Source organism: Pseudomonas sp. FG13 (assembly GCF_057809755.1).
Genome location: NZ_JBMDKO010000059.1, coordinates 1 through 25,399, shown reverse-complemented (window position 1 = coordinate 25,399; position 25,399 = coordinate 1). Strand labels below are relative to the sequence as shown.

The 25,399-nt window shown below is 60.3% G+C and carries 27 protein-coding genes; 16 read left to right on the top strand and 11 right to left on the bottom strand.

What is annotated here, in order from left to right; genetic code table 11:
• Nucleotides 1-9: 9 nt before the first annotated feature.
• From ACODTO_RS27000 to recX, 7 genes are all read left to right on the top strand, one after another.
• Nucleotides 10-1,248 (top strand): hypothetical protein, encoded by a 1,239-nt coding sequence (locus tag ACODTO_RS27000; protein ID WP_464710534.1) that lies wholly within the window; start codon nt 10-12, stop codon nt 1,246-1,248.
• Between the two features lie 9 nt (nt 1,249-1,257).
• A complete protein-coding gene (locus tag ACODTO_RS26995; RefSeq protein ID WP_489107314.1) occupies nt 1,258-1,698 on the top strand; it encodes a DUF4376 domain-containing protein in 441 nt (146 codons plus the stop codon).
• An 88-nt stretch (nt 1,699-1,786) separates the two neighbouring features.
• The gene (locus ACODTO_RS26990; RefSeq protein ID WP_489107313.1) at nt 1,787-2,212 is read left to right on the top strand and encodes a cell wall hydrolase; all 426 of its coding nucleotides are present in this window, start codon (nt 1,787-1,789) and stop codon (nt 2,210-2,212) included.
• Nucleotides 2,209-2,721: a lysis system spanin subunit gene (locus tag ACODTO_RS26985; protein WP_489107312.1), complete on the top strand. Its 513-nt coding sequence runs from the start codon at nt 2,209-2,211 to the stop codon at nt 2,719-2,721. Before ACODTO_RS26990 ends, ACODTO_RS26985 begins: the two co-directional genes overlap by 4 nt.
• A 71-nt stretch (nt 2,722-2,792) precedes the next feature.
• The gene (locus ACODTO_RS26980; RefSeq protein ID WP_175385081.1) at nt 2,793-3,293 is read left to right on the top strand and encodes a CinA family protein; all 501 of its coding nucleotides are present in this window, start codon (nt 2,793-2,795) and stop codon (nt 3,291-3,293) included.
• A gap of 83 nt (nt 3,294-3,376) precedes the next feature.
• The gene (gene recA / locus ACODTO_RS26975) at nt 3,377-4,429 is read left to right on the top strand and encodes a recombinase RecA (RefSeq protein ID WP_042730773.1); all 1,053 of its coding nucleotides are present in this window, start codon (nt 3,377-3,379) and stop codon (nt 4,427-4,429) included.
• Between the two features lie 8 nt (nt 4,430-4,437).
• Nucleotides 4,438-4,905 carry a recombination regulator RecX gene (gene recX / locus ACODTO_RS26970; RefSeq protein ID WP_139647445.1) on the top strand — a complete coding sequence of 156 codons (468 nt, stop codon included), beginning with the start codon at nt 4,438-4,440 and terminating at the stop codon, nt 4,903-4,905.
• 46 nt (nt 4,906-4,951) lie between these two features.
• Here the strand turns inward: recX and ACODTO_RS26965 are convergent, their stop codons facing one another.
• Nucleotides 4,952-6,070, bottom strand: a complete 1,119-nt coding sequence (locus ACODTO_RS26965) for an LOG family protein (RefSeq protein WP_489107311.1) — start codon at nt 6,068-6,070, stop codon at nt 4,952-4,954.
• Between the two features lie 235 nt (nt 6,071-6,305).
• On the opposite strand from ACODTO_RS26965, the gene ACODTO_RS26960 reads away from it, so the two are divergent.
• Nucleotides 6,306-6,506: a hypothetical protein gene (locus ACODTO_RS26960; protein ID WP_024780146.1), complete on the top strand. Its 201-nt coding sequence runs from the start codon at nt 6,306-6,308 to the stop codon at nt 6,504-6,506.
• Nucleotides 6,507-6,554: 48 nt separating this feature from the next.
• Here the strand turns inward: ACODTO_RS26960 and ACODTO_RS26955 are convergent, their stop codons facing one another.
• Nucleotides 6,555-6,977, bottom strand: coding sequence for a quorum-sensing-regulated virulence factor family protein (locus ACODTO_RS26955; protein WP_139647447.1), 423 nt, complete (start codon nt 6,975-6,977; stop codon nt 6,555-6,557).
• A gap of 184 nt (nt 6,978-7,161) precedes the next feature.
• Here ACODTO_RS26955 and ACODTO_RS26950 point away from each other — a divergent pair, with 184 nt between their 5' ends.
• From ACODTO_RS26950 to ACODTO_RS26940, 3 genes are all read left to right on the top strand, one after another.
• Nucleotides 7,162-7,908, top strand: a complete 747-nt coding sequence (locus tag ACODTO_RS26950; protein WP_175361577.1) for a tRNA-uridine aminocarboxypropyltransferase — start codon at nt 7,162-7,164, stop codon at nt 7,906-7,908.
• Nucleotides 7,909-8,080: 172 nt separating this feature from the next.
• Nucleotides 8,081-8,734, top strand: coding sequence for a response regulator transcription factor ErdR (erdR, locus tag ACODTO_RS26945; RefSeq protein ID WP_055128116.1), 654 nt, complete (start codon nt 8,081-8,083; stop codon nt 8,732-8,734).
• Between the two features lie 71 nt (nt 8,735-8,805).
• Nucleotides 8,806-9,168, top strand: coding sequence for a diacylglycerol kinase (locus ACODTO_RS26940; RefSeq protein WP_041023590.1), 363 nt, complete (start codon nt 8,806-8,808; stop codon nt 9,166-9,168).
• On the opposite strand, the gene ACODTO_RS26935 is transcribed toward ACODTO_RS26940, so the two are convergent.
• Nucleotides 9,169-10,095 carry a LysR family transcriptional regulator gene (locus ACODTO_RS26935; RefSeq protein WP_024780141.1) on the bottom strand — a complete coding sequence of 309 codons (927 nt, stop codon included), beginning with the start codon at nt 10,093-10,095 and terminating at the stop codon, nt 9,169-9,171. It lies immediately after the preceding gene.
• Nucleotides 10,096-10,216: 121 nt separating this feature from the next.
• On the opposite strand from ACODTO_RS26935, the gene fpr reads away from it, so the two are divergent.
• Nucleotides 10,217-10,996 carry a ferredoxin-NADP reductase gene (gene fpr, locus ACODTO_RS26930; RefSeq protein WP_003198368.1) on the top strand — a complete coding sequence of 260 codons (780 nt, stop codon included), beginning with the start codon at nt 10,217-10,219 and terminating at the stop codon, nt 10,994-10,996.
• Between the two features lie 201 nt (nt 10,997-11,197).
• Here fpr and tsaA read toward each other — a convergent pair whose 3' ends face one another.
• The 5 genes from tsaA to rimO form a co-directional block, all read right to left on the bottom strand.
• Complete coding sequence (gene tsaA, locus ACODTO_RS26925; RefSeq protein WP_175385078.1) at nt 11,198-11,896, bottom strand: tRNA (N6-threonylcarbamoyladenosine(37)-N6)-methyltransferase TrmO; 699 nt, start codon at nt 11,894-11,896, stop codon at nt 11,198-11,200.
• Between the two features lie 9 nt (nt 11,897-11,905).
• Nucleotides 11,906-12,367 carry a YehS family protein gene (locus ACODTO_RS26920; protein ID WP_139647450.1) on the bottom strand — a complete coding sequence of 154 codons (462 nt, stop codon included), beginning with the start codon at nt 12,365-12,367 and terminating at the stop codon, nt 11,906-11,908.
• 56 nt (nt 12,368-12,423) lie between these two features.
• Entirely contained in the window at nt 12,424-13,134 is a 711-nt protein-coding gene (locus tag ACODTO_RS26915; RefSeq protein WP_175385077.1) for an rRNA pseudouridine synthase, read from the bottom strand.
• A 75-nt stretch (nt 13,135-13,209) separates the two neighbouring features.
• Nucleotides 13,210-13,683 carry a GNAT family N-acetyltransferase gene (locus ACODTO_RS26910; protein WP_175361574.1) on the bottom strand — a complete coding sequence of 158 codons (474 nt, stop codon included), beginning with the start codon at nt 13,681-13,683 and terminating at the stop codon, nt 13,210-13,212.
• A 260-nt stretch (nt 13,684-13,943) separates the two neighbouring features.
• Nucleotides 13,944-15,284 carry a 30S ribosomal protein S12 methylthiotransferase RimO gene (gene rimO, locus ACODTO_RS26905; protein ID WP_139647454.1) on the bottom strand — a complete coding sequence of 447 codons (1,341 nt, stop codon included), beginning with the start codon at nt 15,282-15,284 and terminating at the stop codon, nt 13,944-13,946.
• Between the two features lie 333 nt (nt 15,285-15,617).
• Between rimO and ACODTO_RS26900 the strand changes: the two genes are divergently transcribed.
• From ACODTO_RS26900 to ACODTO_RS26885, 4 genes are all read left to right on the top strand, one after another.
• A complete protein-coding gene (locus ACODTO_RS26900) occupies nt 15,618-17,459 on the top strand; it encodes a potassium transporter Kup (RefSeq protein ID WP_489107319.1) in 1,842 nt (613 codons plus the stop codon).
• 218 nt (nt 17,460-17,677) lie between these two features.
• Nucleotides 17,678-18,673: an L-tyrosine/L-tryptophan isonitrile synthase family protein gene (locus ACODTO_RS26895; protein WP_464710544.1), complete on the top strand. Its 996-nt coding sequence runs from the start codon at nt 17,678-17,680 to the stop codon at nt 18,671-18,673.
• A complete protein-coding gene (locus ACODTO_RS26890; protein ID WP_175385075.1) occupies nt 18,670-19,389 on the top strand; it encodes an HAD family hydrolase in 720 nt (239 codons plus the stop codon). The genes ACODTO_RS26895 and ACODTO_RS26890 overlap by 4 nt, the downstream gene beginning before the upstream one ends.
• A 27-nt stretch (nt 19,390-19,416) precedes the next feature.
• Entirely contained in the window at nt 19,417-21,177 is a 1,761-nt protein-coding gene (locus tag ACODTO_RS26885; RefSeq protein WP_175385074.1) for an isocyanide synthase family protein, read from the top strand.
• A 113-nt stretch (nt 21,178-21,290) separates the two neighbouring features.
• Here the strand turns inward: ACODTO_RS26885 and ACODTO_RS26880 are convergent, their stop codons facing one another.
• From ACODTO_RS26880 to ACODTO_RS26870, 3 genes are all read right to left on the bottom strand, one after another.
• Entirely contained in the window at nt 21,291-22,580 is a 1,290-nt protein-coding gene (locus ACODTO_RS26880) for a virulence factor family protein (RefSeq protein WP_139647464.1), read from the bottom strand.
• Nucleotides 22,580-25,219 carry a bifunctional lysylphosphatidylglycerol flippase/synthetase MprF gene (gene mprF, locus ACODTO_RS26875; protein WP_175385073.1) on the bottom strand — a complete coding sequence of 880 codons (2,640 nt, stop codon included), beginning with the start codon at nt 25,217-25,219 and terminating at the stop codon, nt 22,580-22,582. The genes ACODTO_RS26880 and mprF overlap by 1 nt, the downstream gene beginning before the upstream one ends.
• On the bottom strand, nt 25,203-25,399 hold a 197-nt coding region (locus ACODTO_RS26870; RefSeq protein WP_217510058.1), incomplete at its 5' end, for a hypothetical protein. The genes mprF and ACODTO_RS26870, both read right to left, overlap by 17 nt.

Below are 25,399 nucleotides of genomic sequence, written 5' to 3'. Positions count from 1 at the left end.
AGTAGATGGATGGATTATCCAAAAAGCGTTCCCAGTGCAGGGCTGGTGAATGGGAAATTTGTAGATGAAAATCCGGTAACGGGGACCCCGGGATCTTTGATTCCGGCTCAATGGGGGAATGCCGTTACAGAAGAGGTGTTGAATGTCATTACTTCTGGCGGTCTTACGCCGAGCGAAAGTAGCAATACTCAACTTCTTACGGCAATCAACGCAAAAATCACCAATGCAATTCCCGCGTCGCCACCTGATGCTTCAGTCACGCAGAAGGGGCTTGTTGAGTTGGCTACGAATGCAGAGGCTCAGTCCGGAACGGATGCCTTGCGTGCGGTCACACCAGCAGCACTTGCGTCTCGTACGGCCACGGAGTCCCGTTCCGGCATGGCGGCAATTGCTACTCAATTGGTGGTCAATGGAGGCGTTGATGATGCAACAATCGTCAGTCCCAAAAAGCTGGCGCAGCGATTGTCTGTATTTTTGCCGATTGGATACTTCTCCGGTTTGCGCATGTGGAATAGCCCTGGCGCTCCGGCAACTGTTATCAACGTAGACCCAGGTGCAGCAAAGTCTTCTGACGACCTTTTCGATATTGTTCTTCCTAACAACCTGGCTGCCGGTCTTCTGGCTTCTGGAGCTTGGACGTCGGGGTCCGGCAACCAGAAGCTCGACGTAGGCTCTCGCGCTGCGAACACTTGGTATCACTTGTTCCTGATCCGAAAGGCCGCTGATGGCGTAGCCGAGCTACTGTTTTCGCTGAGTGCTACCGCCCCGACACTGCCTGCCGGGTATTCCGGATCGCGGCGTATTGGTTCCGTCAAGACAGACGGCAATGGGAATATTGTTCCGTTTATTAATGTCGGGCGTCAGTTTTATTTCTTAACGCCGATCAAGGACTTTGTCGGTTCTGCTCCAGCCTCAACCACCGGTACCCAGGGGGCGGTCACGTTGATCCTGTCTGTGCCGCCAGGTGTTAGAACCAAGGTAATCACTCATGTTGCTATGAGTGGTATTGCCGGATTCGCTTACATGCGGCCGACAGATTCCAGTGCTGTAGCGATGGTGTTGGTTGCTGGAACTGTCTCTGCTTGGCAGGCAGGCATCGGCGGAAATACAGCGAACGTCGACTACTTTGCGTTTCCCTTTGAATGTGTGACGGATACAACCGCAGCGGTAATTTTGCAATGGAACATGGCATCAGGTGATGGCACTGCTTATTACGCAGTATCGACTTTGGGATATACAGAGCTCTAGGAGAAAAGAATGCCTTACGTTCAAAGAAATAACGCCGGTGAGATTACAGGTCGCTTTGCTAATGCTCAGCCTGGGTACGCTGAAGAGTGGGTTGATGAGAGTGATATACCGGTCCTAGTTGCCGACTTGACCGCGCTGATCGCCAGCACTCGTTTTGATCATGAAGTTGCCGGCACTGTTGTTAACGGATTAAGTGTTTCTACCGACCGGACAACGCAGAACAAGTTGACTGGTGCGGCGTTACAAGCCAACCGCAATGAGGACTATACAGTCGATTGGAAGTTGTCCGATGGTTCATTTATAGCGTTGACGTCTCCCGCAATTCTTGCGTTGGCGGATGGCGTCTCTGACTACGTGCAGGCGTGTTACAGCCGGGAAGCTGTGCTTCTAGCTGCATTGAGTGACGGCTCATTTACTGAGGCAATGTTAAGAGAGGGCTGGCCTGTGTGAATCGGTTCTTGTACGACGCGAATAGGCGGTACCACGCAATACACAAACAACCCGACCTGGTCGGGTTTTTTTATGCCTGGAGAAAGCGATGACGGTTTTTGAGACGGACCGCGAAGTTCTCGCCCTTACGCTTTGGGGCGAAGCTCGCGGTGAGGGCTTCGCCGGCCAGGTCGCTGTGGCCTGGACCATCCGCAATCGTGTGGAAGATGGCAAGGCCAAGTCATGGTGGGGGGAGGGGTATGTTGGCGTTTGCCTGAAGCCATATCAATTCAGTTGTTGGAACAAGAATGACCCGAACTATCCGTTCCTGAGCGGTGCGAAGCCGATTCCCCCCGAACAATTCGCCCAGGCCCTACGGGTGGCGGATCGGGTGATCTCAAGCACCGGTCCTGATATCACCCGTGGAGCCACCCACTACTACGCAATCACGATGTTGAAGCCGCCCGCCTGGGCCGCAAAGGCCACGCAGACTCTACGCCTGGGCAATCATCTGTTCTTCAAGGACGTTCCATGAATCCGATCTCGTGGAAGCTGGTCGTTGTTGGCGTGTTGATGTTCCTGCTGCTGGTCGCCGGATCAACATGGAAGGTTCAGGACTGGCGCTATGGAAAGCTGCTGACCGAACAGGATCGCTTGCATCAGACGGAGCTGGCCGACATCGGCAGAGCGGCTGCCGCTCAGGCCCAGGCGGAGCAGGGCAAGCGCATGGCGCTGGAAAACAGGTTGTCGATCAATGAGCAAACACACTATCAGGTAATGACCCATGCACAGAAAGATCAAGCGCGTCTGCGCGATCGCCTTGCCACTTCTGATCTGCGGTTGTCAGTCCTCCTTGCCGAAAACTCAACTGGTGACCGCACGCTGCCTGCCGCCGCCAGCACCAGCGGCATGGATCATGGCGCCCTACGCGCCCGACTTGACCCGGCGCATGCTCAACGAATTATCGCCATCACCGACGAAGGCGACCGTGGATTGATCGCTTTGCAGGCCTGCCAGGCCTACGTCAAGGCGTTGGGTCAGTAGTCCGCCGAGCCTTGCAAGCGGCGAATGCTCGTGTACGGTAGGCTCCAATTGCGTCGAATCAGGAGAGCATCATGGACGACATCACCGAACTGGCGGCTGAGCTGGGCAGGCGTCTGCAATTGCTCAATGCCCATGTGACCACGGCCGAGTCCTGCACCGGTGGCGGGATTGCCGAGGCGATCACCCGGATTCCCGGGAGTTCGGCCTGGTTCGAGGCGGGCTACGTGACCTATTCCAATCGCCAGAAAACCCAGCAACTGAATGTACCGGGCGAGCTGTTCGAGAGGGTCGGGGCGGTCAGCCGCGAGGTGGTCGAGGCCATGGTGCGGGGTGCCCAGCAGAAAAGCCTGGCGCGGTTCGCCGTGGCGGTCAGCGGCGTGGCCGGGCCGGACGGTGGTTCGCCGAACAAGCCGGTGGGCACCGTGTGGCTTGCCTGGGGTGTGGGCGACAGGGTCTTCAGCGAGCAGCGATTCTTTCCCGGCAACCGCGACGAGGTCCGCCGACAGACGGTGAAGGCCGCGCTAGAGGGGCTGCTGCAACATGCCGCCGTAGAAATCTCAAATCAGGGGTAGGCGATCCTGAATCCCTGTGGAATAATACTGGCTACTTATACAGGTGTTGGCCGCCAGGCCTTATTGATTACGTGAGGACTTTAATGGACGACAACAAGAAGAAAGCCTTGGCTGCGGCCTTGGGTCAGATCGAACGTCAATTCGGCAAGGGTGCCGTAATGCGTATGGGCGATCAGGACCGTCAGGCTATTCCTTCCATCTCCACCGGTTCCCTGGGCCTGGACATTGCGCTCGGCATCGGCGGCTTGCCAAAAGGTCGTATCGTCGAGATCTACGGCCCTGAATCCTCCGGTAAAACCACACTGACCCTGTCCGTGATCGCCCAGGCCCAGAAAGCCGGTGCGACTTGCGCCTTCGTCGACGCCGAACACGCCCTGGACCCTGAGTACGCCGGCAAGCTGGGCGTCAACGTCGACGACCTGCTGGTGTCACAACCGGACACCGGCGAACAGGCCCTGGAAATCACCGACATGCTGGTGCGTTCCAACGCGGTTGACGTGATCATCGTCGACTCCGTGGCGGCATTGGTACCCAAGGCAGAAATCGAAGGTGAAATGGGCGACATGCACGTGGGCCTCCAGGCTCGCCTGATGTCCCAGGCCCTGCGCAAGATCACCGGTAACATCAAGAACGCCAACTGCCTGGTGATCTTCATCAACCAGATCCGCATGAAGATCGGCGTGATGTTTGGCAGCCCGGAAACCACCACCGGTGGTAACGCGCTGAAGTTCTACGCCTCGGTTCGCCTGGACATCCGCCGTACCGGCGCGGTGAAGGAAGGCGACGAGGTGGTCGGCAGCGAAACCCGCGTCAAGGTCGTGAAGAACAAGGTGGCTTCGCCGTTCCGTCAGGCCGAGTTCCAGATTCTTTACGGCAAGGGCATCTACCTCAATGGCGAGATGATCGACCTGGGTGTGTTGCACGGTTTCGTCGAGAAGTCCGGCGCCTGGTATGCCTATAACGGTACCAAGATCGGTCAGGGCAAGGCCAACTCGGCCAAGTTCCTGGCGGATAACCCGGAGGTTGCCGCAGCGCTCGAGAAGCAACTGCGTGACAAGCTGCTGAGCCCGGTTGCCGACGTCAAGGCAGTGGCCAGTCGCGAAACCGCTGACGACCTGGCCGACGCTGATATCTGATCGATTCGATGACCGCCGTACTCGATACCCTCGTCGCGGTGCGGCGAACCGCGATGGACCTGCTCGCCAGACGCGAGCACGGTCGAGTCGAGCTGACGCGAAAACTGCGTCAGCGCGGCGCTCCCGATGACTTGATCGAAACGGCCCTCGACCGCTTGACGGAAGAGGGCCTGTTATCGGAAAGCCGATATCTCGAAAGTTTTGTCTCTTATCGCGCCCGCTCCGGCTACGGTCCGTTGCGAATTCGTGAGGAATTGGGCCAGCGCGGTTTGCAACGTCCGGATATTGAACAGGCCTTGCGTGAAAGTGGTATCGATTGGCAGGACCAGTTAATGGATACCTGGCGTCGGAAGTTCTCCGGGCATTTGCCCATCGATGCGCGAGAACGGGCCAAGCAGGGACGTTTCCTGGCGTATAGAGGCTATTCCATGGACATGATCAACCGCTTGTTCAGCGGTCGTGGCCTGGATGATTGAACAGAAACGGCCCGCTATTTTGATAGCGGGCCGTTTTTTTATGGGTTCAGGTGACCTTGATGGGCTCCCATGTCAGCGGATGTGCCTTGGAGGAGGGCGTCGCCCAGTTTTCCGGCAGGTTGATATAGTCCACCAGTTCTCTTAATCGTCCCTGGTTGCGGGCGTTGAAATTGAACGCCAGTCGCGTCAAATGGCTGAACGAGGCCTCATCCTGTTCTTCGCCACTACAGCCTTGCTGATAAAAACAGTCGTTCAGGCACAGGTCGGCGAACTCGATCTGTAGTTGGGCCATGGCCTGTTCGTTGAGCTTATGGTTCATGCGGATCACGAACTGGTGCTTGAGCCAGCGGCTGGAGTGGAAGTTGCGGTAGAACTGGTTGATTTCTTCCACTGCGTCTTCAGCGCTGTGCACCAGCCGCATCAGTTTCATGTCGGTGGGCAGGATGTAGTGGTTTTCTTCCAGTTGCTCGCGGATGAAATCCAGGGCGCTCTGCCAGAACCTGCCCCCTGGTGCGTCCAGCAGCACTACCGGCACCAGGGGGCTTTTACCCGTCTGCACCAGCGTCAGGACCTCCAGGGCTTCATCCAGGGTCCCGAAGCCGCCCGGACAGAGCACCAGGGCGTCTGCCTCTTTGACGAAGAACAGTTTGCGCGTGAAGAAAAAGTGGAACGGCAGCAGGTTCGGCGTGCCCTCGACCGTTGGGTTGGCATGCTGTTCGAAAGGCAGGCTGATGTTGAATCCCAGGCTGTATTCCCGACCCGCGCCTTCATGGGCGGCGGCCATGATGCCACCCCCGGCACCGGTGATAACCATCATGTCCGAACGGGCCAGCGCGGCCCCCAGCTCACGAGCCAAGCCATACAGTGGGTGTTCGACGGGCGTTCGGGCCGAGCCGAAGACGGTGACCTTGCGTCGGCCCTTGAACTGTTCGAGCGTGCGAAACGCATGTTCCAGCTCTCGCAGTGCCTGCAGGGTGATCTTGGCATTCCAGCGGTTGTGGTCTTCCTGGGCCATGCGTAGCACGGTCAGGATCATGTCGCGGTAGATGGGAAGGTTCGGGCTGTCGGGCGATACCAGGTTGAGTTGCTCTTCGACCTTGCGGGTGAGGTCGTGGCCATGGTTCTCAAAATGACGACTGAGCTGGTCATTCGGTTTATAAGGCATTCAGCTACTCCTTCTTCCTTCTGAATCCTAGACCCTCGCGTTGATCTTCGCTGCCTTGATCATGGCCCTCGAAAGTGACAGTTGGCAACCAGCAGTGGTCGGGCACGCCGCTCGTCAGATTACCGACCGGGTACGGGCCGCTCTGATTTACTGATAACAGGCGTGCCAGGCAATTCGATGCCCACGGCTGGGCCACGCGATGGATTGAGGTAGATCGGGCAAGGAGGCGGGAAAGATGACCAGGGTAACTCTGGAACTCGATAGGCAGTTGTATCTGGCGCTGTTGGAAGCGGCTCAGGCCAATCGGGTCAGTCTCGAGGAAGAATGTTGCCGCCGTCTGGAAGGCAGGGCGTGGCGTTCGCGCTATTTACAGGCGCTGGTAGCGGAGCTGCGCGCCGACGATGAGCAACGGCGCGACAGTGGCCTGTGTGGCTAATTCATGAGTCGAATCAATCGGACAGGCCGCTGGCGTGGCGTGGTTTGATTACTTCTTGGTCTTGGCCGGTTTCGGGCAATCCGACTCCTTGAAGCGTTCGGTGGCGACCGGGCGATTGGTCTTAACCTCGGTGAACTCGTAGCGCATGGTTGCACCCTTGGCCATCAATTTGCGGAAACCCGGGTTGGTACAGACTCTGGCGCCCAACTGGAAATACACAGCCTTGGGGTCAGCGCGCATTTGCTGGGCATGGCTGCTTTGCACACTGAGGTGGTTGATCAACTCGGTGCCTTCGACGGTATAGCCTTGATCGAGAATGTCTTCGTTGATTGCTCGCGGGGTGCCGACGCTGCTTTCCGCGGCGACGTTCTGCAGCATTTTGTTCAGTTCGAGTTCTTTCAGCGAGGCAGCCTGGGCGCTGAAGGACGTAGCCAGCAGAACGGCAACGGTAGGGACGATAAGGCGCAGCATGAAACTCTCCTGGTTCAGTGACGGCTATTTCGACCGGTCACATGACTGTGCGTTCAGTGGCGGCGAATTATAGGGGAGGCCGGGTGGACGGTACAGGTTTACGCGCTCTGGTAGACTGGCGGCCTCTATTGCCTTGCCGAGAGTTGTTCGTGTCGAGTTCTTTTGTCCATCGGCGTTGCCCACGATGAATCATGCCCCTAACGCGGTCGCCCGCTTGCGCGACCAGCGCATCGATGAAGGCATCAAGCCGCTACAGGCCCGTGGCTGGCGCGCTCCCCGATGCAGCGCCTGCCGGGTGATCGAGAGCCATTGCCTGTGCGCCTGGCGTCCAAGCGTCGAAACACGTTCCGGGGTCTGCCTGATCATGACCAACAAGGAAGTGTTCAAACCGAGCAACACCGGCTGGCTGATCGCCGATGTGGTGCGTGACAACCATGCCTTCATCTGGTCGCGCACCGAAGTCGACAAGCAACTGTTGGCGCTGCTCGACGACCCGCAATGGCAACCCTACCTGGTATTTCCCGGCGAATACGTCGAGCCATCGCGCGTCACCCAGACGGTGGACCTCGATCGTTCCAGGCGCCCACTGTTTATTCTGCTGGATGCCACCTGGACGGAGGCGCGCAAGATCTTCCGCAAGAGTCCGTATTTCGACCGCTTGCCGATCCTCAGCCTGCAACCCGACAAGCTGTCGCGCTACCGTTTGCGCCGTTCGACCCGCAGCGAGCATTTGTGCACCGCCGAAGTGGCGGCGCTGTGTCTCGAATTGGCGGGGGACAACGATGCCGCATCGGCCCTGGACGCTTATTTTGATGTGTTCAGCCAGCATTACCTGGGCGCCAAACGGCAGCAGGAGATGGATGTGTCGACTCCGGCTCACGCCGAGCTGCAGCCCTTCATTCACGTATCCCAAGCGGTATTGGCCCCATAGTGGCTCATACTCAGGGCCGTGATGGCTGTGCTGCTTGACCACCCCGGCTGCGCTGGGCATGCTTGGCGCCGACCAGGTGCAGCCGAAGTTCGAAACGCTGCGCGGTGTCTTGAGTTGTTTTGGCGGGGCGCGATTGCATCGGGTCCCCCATAAAAACAGGATCATTTGAAAAATGGCCACATACGAAATCCTGATCGCCGATGACCATCCGCTCTTTCGCAGCGCGTTGCATCAGGCGGTGACCCTGGGCCTTGGCCCGGCTGTCCGGCTGACGGAGGTGGCCAGTATTGCGGAGTTGGAGACTCGGCTGACCGAAAAGGCCGACTGGGATCTGGTCCTGCTGGACCTGAACATGCCTGGCGCGTACGGTTTTTCCGGGCTGGTGCTGTTGCGGGGGCAGTATCCGCAGATACCGGTGGTGATGGTATCCGCCCAGGAAGAGGCCTCGGTGATGGTCAAGGCCCGGGAGTTCGGCGCCAGTGGGTTCATACCCAAGTCGAGTTCTCTGGAGATGATTCAGCAGGCCGTGAGGAAAGTCCTGGACGGCGACGCCGCCTGGCCACCCCAGGCGTTCGAAGCGGTGAGCGTGTCCGAGGAGGCCAAGGCCGCCAGCGAGGGCCTGGCCAGTCTCACGCCGCAGCAGTTCCGAGTGCTGACCATGGTCTGTGAAGGTTTGTTGAACAAGCAGATCGCCTATGAATTGAACGTGTCGGAGGCCACTATCAAGGCCCACGTGACGGCGATCTTTCGTAAACTGAATGTGCGCACCCGGACCCAGGCGGCCCTGTTGCTGCAACAACTTGAGTCAATTTCACCGCAGTCATAGCGTTTTTATTCACGCTTTTTTGACTAGGGTTGAATTAGCTTTCCCACTTCTTTCAATCAGTTGCCCATCCTATGTCACCTTTTAAAGGCCAAACCGGCCTGAAACGCATCCTGAATGCTTCTGGCTACTCCCTGGACGGCCTGCGCGCCGCCTTCACTGGTGAAGCGGCATTCCGTCAACTGGTGCTGCTCAATGTCATCCTCATTCCGCTGTCGTTCTTCCTGAATGTCAGCCGTGTCGAACAGGCGCTGCTGATTGCGGTCTGCCTGCTGGCCTTGATCGTGGAGTTGCTGAACTCGGCAGTGGAAGCGGCCATCGATCGCATTTCCCTGGAACTGCACCCCTTGTCGAAAAACGCCAAGGACATGGGCAGTGCCGCTCAGCTTGTCGCCTTGACCATGATTGCCCTGGTGTGGGGTCTGGTGCTCCTTTAATCAGGCAATGGCCGGCAGCACGATTTCGTCGCTGCGCTGCGCCCCGGCGGTGAATGCCCGACACAGTTCGAGGAATTCGCGCATCGCCGAGGTCTGGTATTTCTGTTTGTGCCAGATGAAATAGAATTGCCGCGCCAGGTCCATGTCCGGCGTTTCCACCGGCACCAGGCTGCCGCGCCGGAATGCGTCGCGCAACGCCAGGCGTGAGATGCAGCCAATCCCCAAACCGGATTCCACGGCGCGCTTGATGGCTTCGGTGTGTTCCAGCTCCAGGCGGATGTTCAGCGCGCTGCGGTGGTGGCGCATGGCTTGATCGAACGTCAGTCGGGTGCCGGAGCCCTGTTCCCGCAGAATCCATGCTTCGTGGGTCAACTCCTCCATGGTTGCCTGGCCGCGCTTGGCCAGCGGGTGCTGAGGTGCGCAGAACACCACCAGCTCGTCCTCGACCCAGCTCTGTACTTCGATGTCCGGGTGGCTGCAATCGCCCTCGATTAGACCCAGATCAATTTCATAGTGGGCGACCTGGTGCACGATATTGGCAGTGTTCTGCACATGCAGCTTCACTTGGCTTTCCGGATGGCGCTGCATGAAGCCGCCGATCAGCAGGGTCGCCAGGTAATTGCCGATGGTCAGGGTCGCGCCGACCGCCAGTGAGCCGAAGCCGGACTTGCCGTTGAGCAGGTCTTCAATCTCCTTGGCCTGGTCCAGCAGCGCCACCGCCTGGGGCAACAGCTGTTTACCCAAGGCATTGAGGCTCAGGCGCTTGCCGGCGCGGTCGAACAACTGGCAGCTGGATTGCCGTTCCAGTTCGGTAATGGAAGTGCTGGCGGCCGATTGCGACAGATTGAGCTGGCCCGCGGCACGGGAAACGCTCTCTTGCTGGGCGACGGCGACAAAGACCTGGAGTTGACGTAGAGTAAATCGCATATCGATATAACCGATAACCCTTATCTTAATAATTCAGTTAACAGATATTGTCGCCGCCATTAGAATGCGATGCAAATGCGCATATAACGACGCAGGCATCATTCCCAGGAGTCCCACGTACATGAGCAACATGAACCACGAGCGTGTCCTCAGTGTTCATCACTGGAACGACACTCTGTTCAGCTTCAAGTGCACCCGCGATCCGGGCCTGCGCTTCGAGAACGGTCAGTTCGTGATGATCGGCCTGCAACAGCCCAACGGCCGCCCGCTTATGCGTGCTTACTCGATCGCCAGCCCGAACTGGGAAGAGCATCTCGAGTTCTTCAGCATCAAGGTGCCTGATGGCCCGCTGACTTCCCAGCTGCAGCATCTGAAGGAAGGCGACGAGATCATCATCAGCAAGAAACCTACCGGCACCCTGGTGCTGGATGACCTCAAGCCTGGCAAGCACCTGTACCTGCTCAGCACCGGCACCGGCCTGGCGCCGTTCATGAGCGTCATCCAGGACCCGGAAACCTACGAGCGTTTCGAAAAAGTGATCCTGTGCCACGGCGTGCGTTACGTCAATGAAGTCGCCTACCGCGAATTCATCACCGAGCACCTGCCGCAAAACGAATTCTTCGGCGAAGCGCTGCGGGAAAAGTTGATCTACTACCCAACCGTAACCCGTGAGCCGTTCGAGAACGAAGGCCGTCTGACCGACCTGATGCGCAGCGGCAAGCTGTTCCGCGACATCGGCCTGCCGCCGATCAATCCGCAGGACGACCGCGCCATGCTGTGTGGCAGCCCGAGCATGCTGGATGAAACCAGCGAAGTGCTCAACAGCTTCGGCCTGACCGTTTCCCCGCGTATGCGCGAGCCGGGTGACTACCTGATTGAGCGGGCGTTTGTAGAGAAGTAACCTGATTTGGTGGCTGACAGGCCGTCATCGCGAGCAGGCTCGCTCCCACAGGGTTCTGTGTTGATTCATATCTCAAGAACAACCCTGGACCCTCTGTGGGAGCGAGCCTGCTCGCGATGAAAGCGACTCGGTACAACTGAAAGCACCAAAAAAGCCCGCGTTGCCTGATGAAGGCAACGCGGGCTTTTTCGTTTCTGGCGGTCACGGCCGGACGGGAACGACCTCCAGCACCCGGATCAACCCCGGTTGCGGGTAGTGCCAACGGACATCCAGGTCCCAGAACTGCGCACCATATTCCCGCTCTGCTGCAGGAGCCTGGTACGCCGGGCGTGGATCTTGAGCCAGGCATTGTTCGATCAACTCCACCAGGGGCTCCTCCAGGCGCATGGCGTGGTCTCGCGCCTGAAGCAGCGCTGAGTCTGTCCACTGCACCGGAATCAACCCAGGCGCCGCGCTGGCGATGTGGTTGGTCGCCGAGCCGACGATGTCGGCGTAGGGCACGTAGGGCTTGATGTCCAGCACCGGCGTGCCGTCCAGCAGGTCGATGCCCGAGAGCCACAGCCGGCCGGCTTCGACCCGTTCCAGCTTGACCACCGACTGGCCGATGCCATTGGGGCGATGGGTGGCGCGGGTGGCAAACACCCCCATGGACTTGTTACCGCCCAGGCGCGGCGGGCGCACCTTCAAGCGCGGCTTGTCTTCCCGGGCCTGGTGGAACAGGAACAACAGCCAGACGTGACTGACTTGTTCCAGGCCCTGCACCGCATCGCCCTGGTCGAACGGCGCCACCAGCTCCAGCACGCCTCGTGCGGCCGGGGCCAGCTGGGGTTGGCGGGGGATGGCGAACTTCTCCTTGAAGCAGGAGCGGACGAAGCCGATGGGGGACACCGTGTAGGTCATGGCTCGGAGTCAGCCGCGAACGCGCAGCGTCAGCCCCTTGAGGAAGTTACGCAGCAACTGGTCGCCACACGGACGGTAGTTGGTGTGGCCGAACTTGCGAAACAGGGCACTCAGTTCCGGTTTGGACACCGGGAACTCGGCGGCCTTGAGGATCGCGTGCAGATCGTCTTCTTTCAGCTCGAAGGCTACCCTCAGCTTCTTGAGGATGATGTTGTTGGTCACCGGTACTTCGATGGGCTGTGGCGGGCGACTTTCGTCCTTGCCACGCTTGAAGATCACCAGGCCATCGAGAAAGTGCGCCATGACCTCGTCAGGGCAGAACACGAAGCCTTCTTCTTCATCTTTCTTGAGATAACCCGCCAGGTCCGCAAGGGACACGTCCAGGCCGCCCAGTTTGATGATCTCGATGACTTTCTTGTCGCTGATGTCGAGCATGTAGCGCACGCTGCGCAGTACGTCGTTGTGAATCATGTTCAATCCTGATCGATCGGCAATGGGCGCCCCAGACGGCTGCGGCGCCGAAAAAATTAGAATTTCTCTTTGGCAGACAGGTAGCGCCACTGGCCCAGCGGTACCTTGCCGATGGATACGCCGCCGATGCGGATGCGCCGAATGGCGACCACCTTGAGGCCGACGGCCTGGCAGAGCAGGGCGAGGATGCCCGGTTGCGGGTTCTTCATGGCGAAGCGCAGGCGGTTCTCGTTCTGCCAACTGGCCTTGACCGCCGGCAATTCCTTGCCTTTGTAGGTCAGACCATGGTTCAGGCGATTCAGGCCATGGGCGACCATCTCGCCTTCGACTTCCACCACATATTCCTGCTCGATCTTGGCGGCGTCGGCGGTGAGCTTGCGCAGGATCTTCCAGTCCTGGGTGAACACCAGCAGGCCGCTGGCGTTGGCCTGCAGGTCGGCGCTGGCGGTCAGGCGCAGGAAATGCCCTTTGAGCGGGCGTTTGCCGAAGCGGTGTTCTTCGCTCAGCGTCTCCGGTTTGAGGGTGGCCATTGCCGTGTCGGTATCCATGCCGGCCGGGACGTTCATCAGGATCGTCACCGGTTCCGGCGCGGTGGCCTTGGCCTCGGGGTCAAGCTCGACGCGTTGGGCGTCGACCTTGAATTGCGGCTCGTCGACGACTTCACCGTCCACGGTGACCCAGCCACCTTCAATGAACAACTCAGCCTCCCGACGGGAACAGCCGACAAGTTCGATGAGGCGTTTGGAGAGGCGAATCGGGTCAGTCATGACAGGGCCGTAACAAAAAGAGGGGGGACATTGTACCTGCCTGGCGCCGGTTAATCGCGTGTCCATTTGTCTCGTCTACCCGCGCTGGGCCTTCAGGTCTGGCTGCCTGTAGCGCATGTGCAGCAATGGGTAGGGCTGGTTCATGCCGTCCCGTGCCGAACGGCCGACCACTTCGAAGCCTTGCTTGAGATAGAAGCCCAGGGCTTGTGGGTTCTGTTCGTTGACGTCCAGTTGATCGGCATTCAAGTGGTCCATGGCATAACGCAGTAATTGCTTGCCCAAACCTTGGCCGCGGTGTTGCGGGTCGATGAACAGCATCTCGACCTTGCCGGCCGCGACACCGGCGAAACCGGTGATGCGCTGGCGGGCGTCCCGGGTGCAGATCAACATCACGGCATCCAGGTAACGGGTGAGCACCAGGTTTTTCAGCAGCTCGATGTAGCTGTCCGGCAGAAAGTCATGGGTAGCCCGTACCGACGCCTCCCAGACTTGGGTCAGTTCCTGATAATCGCTGGGTTTCGGTGTGTGGATGACCGAATGCTGGCGCATGCCCGCCTGTTCCTTGTGCTGGATGTCCTGGGTTTACCCATACGATAGCCGTAAAAAAGCCCCGCATCTTGTCGCAAGAGCGAGGCTTATCAATTTTTGCCTGAATAGGAGAACCCTGTGGGAGCCGAGCTTGCTCGCGATAGCGTCGGATCAGCTGGTCTCTCATTCGGCTGACACACCGCTATCGCGAGCAAGCTCGACTCCCACAGGTTCCTCATCGGCTCCCACGGGTACAGCGGTGGTCCGTCAAACCAGTCAGATCAGTTGATCTGTTCAGCCCACAAATCATACTCATCGGCATCGGTCACCTTGCACCAGACCTTGTCGCCAGGCTTGAGGTTGCTGCCGTTGTCGATGAAGACGTTGCCATCGATTTCCGGGGCGTCGAAGAAGCAGCGGCCGACGGCGCCTTGCTCGTCCACTTCATCCACCAGCACTTCGATTTCACGGCCGATGCGCATTTGCAGACGTGCCGAGCTGATGGCCTGCTGGTGCGCCATGAAGCGCTCCCAACGGTCTTGCTTGACGTCATCCGGTACCACGTCCAGGTCCAGGTCGTTGGCGGGTGCGCCGTCGACCGGCGAATACTGGAAGCAGCCGACGCGGTCGAGCTGGGCTTCGGTCAGCCAGTCCAGCAGGTACTGGAAGTCCTCTTCAGTTTCGCCGGGGAAACCGACGATGAAGGTCGAGCGGATGATCAGGTCCGGGCAGATCTCGCGCCAGTTCTTGATGCGCGCCAGGGTCTTGTCTTCGAACGCCGGGCGTTTCATGGCCTTGAGGACTTTCGGGCTGGCGTGCTGGAACGGGATGTCCAGGTAGGGCAGGATCTTGCCGGCGGCCATCAGCGGGATCAGTTCATCCACATGCGGGTACGGGTAGACGTAATGCAGGCGGACCCAGACGCCCAGGGTGCTGAGGGCTTCGCACAGTTCGGTCATGCGGGTCTTCACCGGCGCACCGTTCCAGAAGCCAGTGCGGTATTTCACGTCGACGCCGTAGGCGCTGGTGTCCTGGGAGATCACCAGCAGTTCCTTGACGCCGGCCTTGACCAGGCGCTGGGCTTCGTCGAGCACATCGCCCACCGGGCGGCTCACCAGCTTGCCGCGCATCGACGGAATGATGCAGAAGCTGCAGCTGTGATTGCAGCCTTCGGAAATCTTCAGGTAAGCGTAGTGACGCGGGGTCAGCTTGATGCCTTGTGGCGGCACCAGGTCGATCAGCGGGTTGTGGTCCTGCTTCGGTGGCACCACGTCGTGCACCGCGTTGACCACCTGCTCGTACTGCTGTGGACCGGTCACGGCCAGCACACTTGGGTGCACGTCGCGGATGTTGCCTTCTTCCACGCCCATGCAGCCGGTGACGATGACCTTGCCGTTTTCCTTGATGGCTTCGCCGATCACTTCCAGGGACTCGGCCTTGGCCGAATCGATGAAGCCACAGGTATTGACCACTACCACATCGGCGTCCTGATACGTGGACACGACGTCATAGCCTTCCATGCGCAGCTGGGTCAGGATGCGTTCGGAGTCGACCAGAGCCTTTGGGCAACCCAGGGATACGAAGCCGACCTTCGGATTGGCTGGCGCGGTAGTGGTGGACATGTCTAACCTCGGTGTAAGGGGATCGTCTCTTGCCGAGACAGGGCGCCTGACGCGCCTCTGATCAAAAAGTGCGCAATTCTAGCGATGGACGAGGCAGTTGACCAGCTTTATACGGGGAAAAACGACGAGTGCTGCGCTATGCTTCGCGCCTTTGTGCTTTATCGGTTTTTATAGCCAACGAAATACCTGTTACGAGATGTAAAACGGTACATGCTGCGTCATCAAGCATAGTGCTTCGTTCAAGAAGACAGGTCTGGGAATCGGGAGTGTTGGATGGGTCATGCAAGTAGTCAGACGGCGGGTGCCGAGCATTCGGCAGCGAAGCCGCTGAGCATGCTGGTGGCGGCGGTCGGAGTGGTTTACGGCGACATCGGCACGAGCCCGTTGTACACCCTCAAAGAAGTGTTTACCGGCGGCTACGGCGTGGCGGTCAACCATGACGGGGTGCTGGGCATCCTGTCGCTGATCTTCTGGTCACTGATCTGGGTCGTATCGATCAAGTACATGATGTTCGTCCTGCGCGCCGACAACCAGGGCGAAGGCGGAATCATGGCACTCACCGCCCTGGCGCGGCGCGCGGCGGGGGAGCGGGCGCGGCTGCGTACGTTCCTGGTGATCTGCGGGCTGATCGGCGCCGCGCTGTTTTACGGCGACAGCATGATCACCCCGGCGATTTCCGTATTGTCGGCGATCGAGGGCCTTGGCCTGGCGTTCGAAGGCATCGACCACTGGGTGGTGCCGATATCGCTGGTGGTGCTGGTGGCGCTGTTTCTGATCCAGCGGCACGGCACGGCACGGATCGGCATCCTGTTCGGCCCGATCATGGTGACCTGGTTCCTGGTGCTTGGTGCGCTCGGCATCTATGGCATCAGCCGGCAACCAGAGGTGTTGTTGGCCGTTAATCCCGCCTGGGCCGTGCGCTTCTTCGTGGTCCATCCGGGCATGGGCGTGGCGATCCTCGGCGCGGTGGTGTTGGCGCTGACCGGCGCCGAAGCGCTGTACGCCGACATGGGCCACTTTGGCCGTAAACCGATCGCCCGTGCCTGGTTCCTGCTGGTGCTGCCGGCGTTGGTGCTCAATTATTTCGGCCAGGGGGCATTGCTGCTGGGCGACCCGGAAGCGGCGCGTAACCCGTTCTATCTGTTGGCGCCAAGCTGGGCGCTGATCCCGCTGGTGGGCTTGTCGACGTTGGCGACGGTGATCGCTTCGCAAGCAGTGATCTCCGGCGCGTTTTCCCTGACCCGCCAGGCGATCCAGCTGGGTTATATCCCGCGCATGTACATCCAGCACACCTCCAGCGCCGAACAGGGCCAGATCTACATCGGCGCGGTGAACTGGTCGCTGATGGTGGGTGTGGTGCTGCTCGTGCTGGGGTTCGAATCCTCCGGTGCGCTGGCGTCGGCCTACGGTGTGGCGGTGACTGGCACCATGCTGATGACCACCGTCCTGGTGTCAGCCGTGATGCTGTTGCTGTGGAAATGGCCGCCGCTGCTGGCGGTGCCGGTGCTGCTCGGCTTCCTCCTGGTGGATGGCCTGTACTTCGCCGCCAACGTGCCGAAAATCATTCAGGGCGGCGCATTCCCGGTCGTCGCCGGTATCGCCTTGTTCGTGTTGATGACCACCTGGAAACGCGGCAAGCAGTTGCTGGTGGAACGTCTCGACGAAGGTGCCTTGCCGCTGCCGATCTTCATCAGCAGCATCCGTGTGCAGCCGCCCCATCGCGTACAGGGCACCGCGGTGTTCCTGACCGCGCGCTCCGACGCCGTGCCTCACGCGCTGTTGCACAACCTGCTGCACAATCAGGTATTGCACGAACAAGTCGTCCTGTTGACGGTGGTGTACGAGGACATCCCACGGGTTCCGCCGCAGCGACGCTTCGAGGTCGATTCCTATGGCGAAGGCTTCTTCCGGGTGATCCTGCATTTCGGCTTCACCGACGAGCCGGACGTGCCCCAGGCACTTAAGCTTTGTCATTTGGATGACCTGGACTTCAGCCCGATGCGCACCACCTACTTCCTCAGTCGCGAGACGGTCATTGCGTCCAAGCTCGAGGGCATGGCCCACTGGCGCGAGATGCTGTTTGCCTTCCTGTTGAAGAATGCCAATGGCAACTTGCGCTTCTTCAACCTGCCGGTGAACCGGGTGATCGAGTTGGGGACGCAGGTCGAGATGTAGCATCGGAACGGTCAACCAAAAGCCCCCGTTGCCTTGCGGCAGCAGGGGCTTTTTTGCGGCATTTGTCCGGGTATTCCGTGACAGGACTGTCCTGTGGTGCTTCGTAAAAATTTGACAAGTGTTTGCTTTTTGTAGGATTTTTACCCGCCCGCAGATCAAGGAGTATCTGCCGGTGGCCAAGGATTTGGCTACCGTCACCATCAAACAAGGGATTGTCTATGCAGGGTTCAACTACCGTTGCTCAACAGGTGGGCGGTCAGCGCGTGCACGAGCATCAGCCCGTCTCGTCCCAGAACATTGCCCACCAGATTCTCGAATGCCTGTTTCGCCGTCGCAGCCTCGCCCCCGGGGAAAGCGACGAACTCTCTTTGCAGGTGCTGGAACCCCATCTGGCGAAAGTCATGCGGGCGGTCGAGAGCGGTCGCAAAGTTGAAATGGTCTTGCCGGCCTTTCCCGGAAAATCCCCCAGCCGCAAGAAGACCCTGAGTCACCTGCCTGATCTGGCTGAATACCATGCCATCGACGAGCTCCATCGGCTGTGTGCGGAAATCCAGGCGATCTACGCGCCGGGTGCGCTGATCCACATCTGCTCCGATGGTTATGTGTTTGCCGATCTGGTGCGTGTTCCCGATGCGGACGTCAAGGCGTATACGGACTCGATCCAGGACTACGCCGAGCAGCACTACGGCGGTATGTTCGCCCATTTCGACCTCAGAAATGCCTACCCTCAGCTCGACTGTCTGGACGCCATGCGCGAAGAAATGATGATCGAGCACGGTCAATCATTGATCCTGTTGCAACAGCGCTTCAAGGATGACCCGCACATGATGTTGATGTATTGCGGCATCCATCGCTTCCTGTCCGAGGACTACTCGGGGCTCGAGGCATTCGCTGGCATGAGCCTCAACGCGGTGAAGAAGATCGCCAAGCCGGCCTCTCAGCGGGTGATCCAGCGCAGTGAGGCCTGGAGCGCGTTGCTGCAGGCGCGCTATCCGGATTGCCTGCGCCTGTCGATCCACCCGCAACTGGCGGTGTCGACGAAAATCGGCATCCGCCTCGTGCCGACCAGTGACCTGTGGCGTACGCCCTGGCATTCGGTGGCAATCAAGCGGCGGGGTGTGGTCACGCTCGAAAAGCGCAGCAATGTCGACGAGCGTTTCCATCGACTGGTCTTTCGCAAGGGGCGTCCTTGTCACTACGCCAGTGCCCAATGAGGGCGTCTCGGTTGCGGATCGATGCGGTGCTCTTCGATCTGGACGGTACCCTGGTGGACACCTTGCCGGACATCACCTGGAGCCTGAACCAGGTATTGCTGGAGCACGGATGTCCGGCGCTGACCGCGGAAGCGGTGCGGGACTATATCGGCGGCGGCACCACGGCGATGATCGAGGCGGTAGCGACGCAGTTTGGCATCGCCGATGCGGCCATGCTGCATCAACGTTATGTAGCGATGTACCAAGATCATCTGGTGCAGTTTTCCAAGCCTTTCAACGGTGTATTGGCAGTGCTCGAGGGCTGCCGAGCGCTACAGCTGCCGCTGGCGATCGTGACCAACAAAGCCGAGGTCATGGCCTGCCAGGTCGCTGATGCGCTGCTCGCGCACACGGCCTTCAAGGCGATCCTGGGGCATCGCGCCGGCCGGCCACTCAAACCCCAGCCGGAGGTGGCGTGGGACGCCGCTCGGCGGTTGTCGGTCGAGCCCCGCCATTGCCTGTTCGTTGGTGACACCGAGATCGACCTGCAAACCGCCCGCGCTGCGGGTATGCCCTCGGCAATGGTCGCCTGGGGCTATGGCTCGGGGTGCACCTGGCAGGCCCAGGCCCCGGACTTCTACTGTGAACAGCCGGCCGGGCTGTTACACATCCTCAAGCAACACCGTGGCGCCGCGCAGGCATTCACCGAGCGTGGCGATACCGTCAAATCCTGTTGATATACCCACTCTCAAGGAAGCTGTTCCATGGAACATAGAGACGCCTGGATCACGGCCGTCAGCGATTTGCTGGCCGGTTACCTGTTCAAGGGCACGGATGATCGTTTCGAAACACAGGGCCGGGACCATCTGGCGCACCGGCTGGGGCAATGCTTCGATCAGCGCCGTCCGGTACGCCTGATCCTGCCGGGCTTTCCCTGCAAATCCCCCAATGCCATCGACCAGACCTTCGGCGTGCTGCCGGACTATGGCGAGTTCATGGCCATCGAGCGCCTCGATCAGATGGGCCAAGCGATTGCCGCGCTGCATGAGCCGGGGTGTGTGGTATCGATCCTCAGCGATGGAACGACTTTCAACGACATCGTCGGGGTGACCGACGAGGTTCGTGCTACCTATAACCGGGCGCTGCGTGAACTGTGTACGACCCACACGATTGAGTGGGTCAGCATGGAAGACTTGTTCCCGCAGGCACAAAGTGCCGAGTCGGTGCGCGCCAGCCTGGTCAAGCAGGCCCGGTTGCCCTGGAAAAACCTGGGAGACCTGATCGAGCAGAGCCGGCACGATGAAGCCCTCGGTAGGACCCATGACAATCTCTGCAGTCATCTCTACAACGACCTGCGCCTGTGCCGCGAGGACGGGCAGAGCGAGGACGAGTACCTGCAGCAGATCAACTACAAGGCCTACCAGATGATGCTGCGCGGGCAGGCCTTGAATGCGGCGGTGGATCGCTTCTTCCCCGATGACATTCGACTGTCGGTCCACCAATACAACAATGCCGGGCCCAAGTTTACCGTCGGGCTGGCCGAAGGGTTGAGCCGCGCCGACAGCCCCTGGCACGCCGTGCCGGTGTGCAACCTCGATGGGAGCCAGCACCTGCGGGCGCGGGCCCAGGTCGACCTTGACCAGCATGTGCTGGTCACCAGGCAGGGGCGGCCGTGGCTTTACCACCAGACAGAAGGTCCCCAGGCACAAGGCTTTGAGTTCGAGCTGCAAAAGCTCCCGCTCTTTGGCCTGGTGGTCCGGGATCCGTTGGGGTTGGGTTTCGAGCGACTGTCCACGGGGCTGCTGGAGTCATTGGTGGAAACCTTCGGCTTTGTTTGCCTCAAGGGTTGTCATTTTGAGGACCAGGACAGTTTCGCCCGCAGTTGCGAACGCTTTGGCACGTTGTACGAATGGGCCTTTGGCGCCGTGCATGTGGTCAAGCCTGCGGACAAACCGCAGGGCGTGGTGCACTCGCTGGAGAAGACGCCTTTGCACTGGGACCTGAACATGCTGCCCGACAGCGATGCACAGGTGCAGCGCAATCCGAAATTCTGCGCCAGCAAGTTCATGTTGTATTGCAAGACGGCGCCGCTGCCGGGCGAAGGCCAGACCACTGTCGTCGACAGCCGGAACGTGCTGCGCAAGGTCGGGCAACGCGTCGCTCGGCAATGGCAGGCGGTGAACATCACCTACTACACCAAGATGACCTACTTCGGCGGTTCGCCGCGCATGTACAGTCTGGTGGATCGTCACCCCCGTAGCGGTGAACTCATCCTGCGTTACCAGGAGGGTACCGATTCGACGCTGCAGACCCTCAGCCAGTCCGTGCAGGATCATGACGAGGCGGCTCAACAAGCGTTGCTGGAGCAGGTCAACAGCCTGGTCTACGACCCGGAGTGCCTGATTGCCCATCCGTGGAGCGAAGGTGATCTGGTGCTGATCGACAACTATCGAACACTGCATGGGCGGCTGCCGATGTCGGCGGGGTCTGCTTCGCGGGAGTTGTGGCGGGTGCAGGTCTACTAAGACCAATCCCCTTGGTGGGGGCGAGCTGGCTCGCGAAGACGCCAGCACCGCTACAACAAAAAGCCCCTGCACGCTGCAAAGCGGCAGGGGCTTCTTGTTAAGCCAGCATCGGATTACTGATCGGCAGGCTTGGGCTGGCGCTTGTTGATCTCATCGATCAGGCGCTTGGCCAGGGCCGGGTAGTTTTCGTCGAAGTGATGGCCGCCCGGCAGTTTGATGGCTTCCCCTACGGCGGTCTTGTCGGTGCAGCCGCTTTCGTCGGCTTCTTCACCGCCGTAGATGCACACCACTTTCTCGGCCGGCAACTTGGCCATTTCCGGGCCGGTGGCGGCTTCGGTACCGGCGTTGCCGAGCCAGCCTTCGACTTCGATCTCGAAGCTGCCGGTGCGGGCAAAGGCGAGCAGGATGATGGCGTCGATCCGCTGCTGTTCGGTGGCCGGCAAGCGGTTGTAGATCGCCGGCAACACATCGGCGCCGAAAGAGTAGCCGGTCAGGATGAAGCGTTTGGTGCCCCAGACCTGGCGGTAGTGCTGCATCAGTTCGGCAAGGTCCACCGCGCTCTGCTCCGGACTCTTGTGCTGCCAGTAGTAGCGCAGGGTGTCGATGCCAACCACCGGGTAGCCGATCTTGGCCATTTCATCAGCTACGTCGCGGTCCAGGTCACGCCAGCCGCCATCGCCGGAGAGGAACAGGGTCACGGTATCCCGGGCCTGGCTCGCAGGCACCTCGACCACTGGAATGGCCAGGCCACCCTTGGCCTTGTCGGTGCCGACGAGAATCTTGCGCAGTTCGTTGTTCAGCACCTGCGGCAGGTTGATGTCATAGTCGCTGATGCTGGTTTCGGCATTCTTCTGATCCCTTACGAACGCGGCGCTGGTGTCGTCGGGGTTGTCGTTCCAGGCGACCAGCCAGTGACCGTGGGCCGCCGTTTTGGGCAACAGGTGCGTGCAGCCGGGTTTTTCCAGGGCCAGGTCCACCGAAATGGCCTTGACCTTGTCATCCTTCTGTTCGGCCAGCCAACGCCACGCGAGCACGGCGCCCGGGCCAATACCGCTGACCAGTGTCGCCGGCCCTTGCAGCTCTCTCAGGCCCGCTTGCAAAGCGCGACCCTGCAGCATGCAGTCCTTGGGCAGGATCACCTGAACGATCTGTGCCGAGCCGGCGCGGCTGAGGGTCGTCAATTGGGTGTCGCTGAGCTTCTGGTCTTCATTGACCGCCACCAGCACCTGGGCGCGAGGCTTGGTGCCAGGAATGACGCGAGTCATCGGCGCGCCGTCGGTGGGGGTCAGTTGTTCAAGGGTGGGTTGCGGGGCCGGGCGGTTCCAATACCAATAACCGCCACCGAGAATCACCGCCAGCACCAACAGGGCGGCCACTACGTATCGCCAGGAGCGTTGCATCATCAGCGTTTCACCAGTCCAGTCAGGCCGCCTGCAATCAAGGCGGCAGTATCGGCCAGCGCCACCAGCGGATCGAGTCCGGCGGGCACGGCCATGTAACGAGGTTCCCAGTCAGGCTGGAATTTGTCTTTGAAACGGCGCAGCCCCTGGAAGTTGTAGAGCTGCTCGCCACGGCGAAACACCATCGAACCCAGGCGCTGGGTCAATGGCGCACCGCGACGCGGTTGCAGGCCCGAAAGCGGGACCATGCCAAGGCTGAAGCGGGCGTAATCATGGTTCTTATAATGCTGGATCAAGCCGACCATCATGAACTCCATGGTCAGCTTCGGTGCCTCGGGGTGGGCACGCATCAGGTCCAGGCTGGCCAGCTCATGGCTGTGGGTTTCCAGCAGGTTGGCGAATGCCACGGGACGGCCTTCGAAGCGAATCACGGCGATGCGGAAATGCTTGAGGTAGTCATCGCTGAAGCGGCCCAGGGAAAAGCCTTTCTCGCGTACGTTCTTGCCAGTCAGCCAGGCATCGGAGATGACCTTGAGCTCATCCATTGGCGCGTGCCCGGGTTCATGGATCTCCAGCGACAGCCCGTCCCGGGTGCCGCGGTTCCAGGTGTAGCGCAGGTCCTTCATCTCCTTGCCCTTGGCCTCGAGGTCGAAACGCTTGAGGTCGACCCGGGCTTCCTCACCCAGCTTGATCGCCGTCAGGCCGATATCCATGTAGTACGGCAGGTTCTCGGCACGCACCTGATAGAACACCGGGCGGGCGTGGTGGATGTCGCACAGGTCGCGGAACTGCCAGATCATCTCGGCCCGTTGCTGGGTGGGGCCGATCGGGTCATACAAGGCCACCAGGCTGCGACCACGGCGGGCGTACATCAGGAACGCCTCGTCGTTGGGGTGGAACAGCAACGCCTTGTCACCGGTCAGGGCCAGGCCGCCGTCAGGCTGCGAAGACGCCATGAGGATCGTCCTGGCCCGCTCCAGTTCTTCTGTCGTGGGCAGATGGATCACCGGTCGTGCAGTGCGCAACAGCCAGGTCAGGGACACCACCACCAGCAGCACGGCGGCCCCCAGCAGCGAGCGCAGGCCACGGGGAGCGTCGGCATCGAGGGTGAACTGCCACCACAGCTGATGGCTGTAGGGCACGTCCTGGTAGGCAAACAGCAGCAGCCAGATCGACGCGCCAAGCACGCAGAGACTGGCGATCAGGAACAGCGGGGAAAAAGGCAGTTCGGTCAGGCGACTCGGACGGTAGAAGGAGCGCCGGAAGACTGCCAGCAGGGCCGCCGTCGAGGTCAGCAGCGTGGCTTCCTCCCAGTCGAAACCCTTGAGCAGGGAGAGCAGGGCGCCTACCAGCAGCAAGACGGTGGTCAGCATCCAGGCCGCCGACAGGCGACGGCGCAAGCCCTGGGCGAGCAACAGGCACAACACGCCCACCAGGCTGGCGCCGAAGTGCGACGCGTCCACCAACCGATGGGGAATCAGGAAACCGATGTGCTCCAAGCGTGTATCGATCTCCGGGGTCACGCCGGAAAACAGCAGCACCACGCCGGACAGGAACACCAGTACCGCCAGGATCGGCGCCGCGAAGCCTGATGCCGCCCGCAGGGTCTGGCGTGTCTGGAACAGTCGCTGGGCCTCGTTGATCAACAGCAGCACGCAGGCCACCAGCATCGGCAGCAGCACGTAGATCAAGCGATACAGCAGCAGGGCGGCGGCCAGTGGCGCGGCGCCCAGTTTGTCGGCAAAGGCCGCCAGCAGGATCGCTTCGAACACCCCGACGCCGCCAGGTACATGGCTGAGCACGCCAGCGGCCAGCGCCAGCAGGTAGACCAGCAGGAACGCGCCGAATGGCGGCGTCTCGGGCAGCAACAGATACAGCACCGTGGCGGCTGCCGCGACATCCAGCGCCGTGATGATCAGTTGCAGGAAGGTCAAGCGTCGGCTCGGCAGGCGCAGGGTGCGACGTCCGGCCTTGACCAGGAGGGCATCCCGATGAGGTTGCTCCGGCAAGCGTCGACGGTAGATGCCGATGGCCAGTACGCTCATGAGCAACAGCACCGCCAGGGAGACCGCCGCCAGCAAGGACACGGGCAGGTGCAGCGCGGCGGATGCGGCAGGCAGGTTGCTGAGGGTGGCCAGGGCCGCCAGTGGCGGTAGCGCGCAGCCCAGAGACAGACTGGCGAACAACGTCATGTGGGCGACGTCCGCAGCGCCGAGGCCATGGCGAGCATACAGGCGATAGCGAACCGAACCGCCTGACAGCAGCGACAGCCCAATGGCATTGCCAATGGCAAACGCGGTGAACCCGCCCAGGACTAGGGTCTGTGGCGGCAACGTCACGCCGGCATAGCGGCTCGCCGACCATTCGTAGCCCAGCAGAATGATGAAGCCGGCCACCGTGGCGGCGACCGCACCGAGCAGGGCAGGCCGGGGCACGTCGAGAATCGAGTCGTGCAGTGCGTAAAGATCGAGTTCACTCAGAAGATGGCGACAGGCAACCAATGCAATCGCAAACAGCAATAGCGTGATGGCAAGGCCGATGGGTTGACGGTACTGGCTGATCCGGTCCAGCCAGCGCAGTCGTTCGGCCTTGATCGGTTGTGTCGCGGTAACAGTGTCCTGCGGGTCAGAATTTGCGCGCATCAATCACCTCTTGAGCTATGCGCGACAGGATGGGGGTATCCAGCCAAGTTACCAATCCCTTCGGCAGAAAATAATTACAAAACTTTTGTAATGAGGCCGATTGTAGACAAGCCAAAAAATAACAGGCACAAAAAAGGCCACTCTTTCGAGTAGCCTTTCTTGATGTTTGGTTGCGGGAGC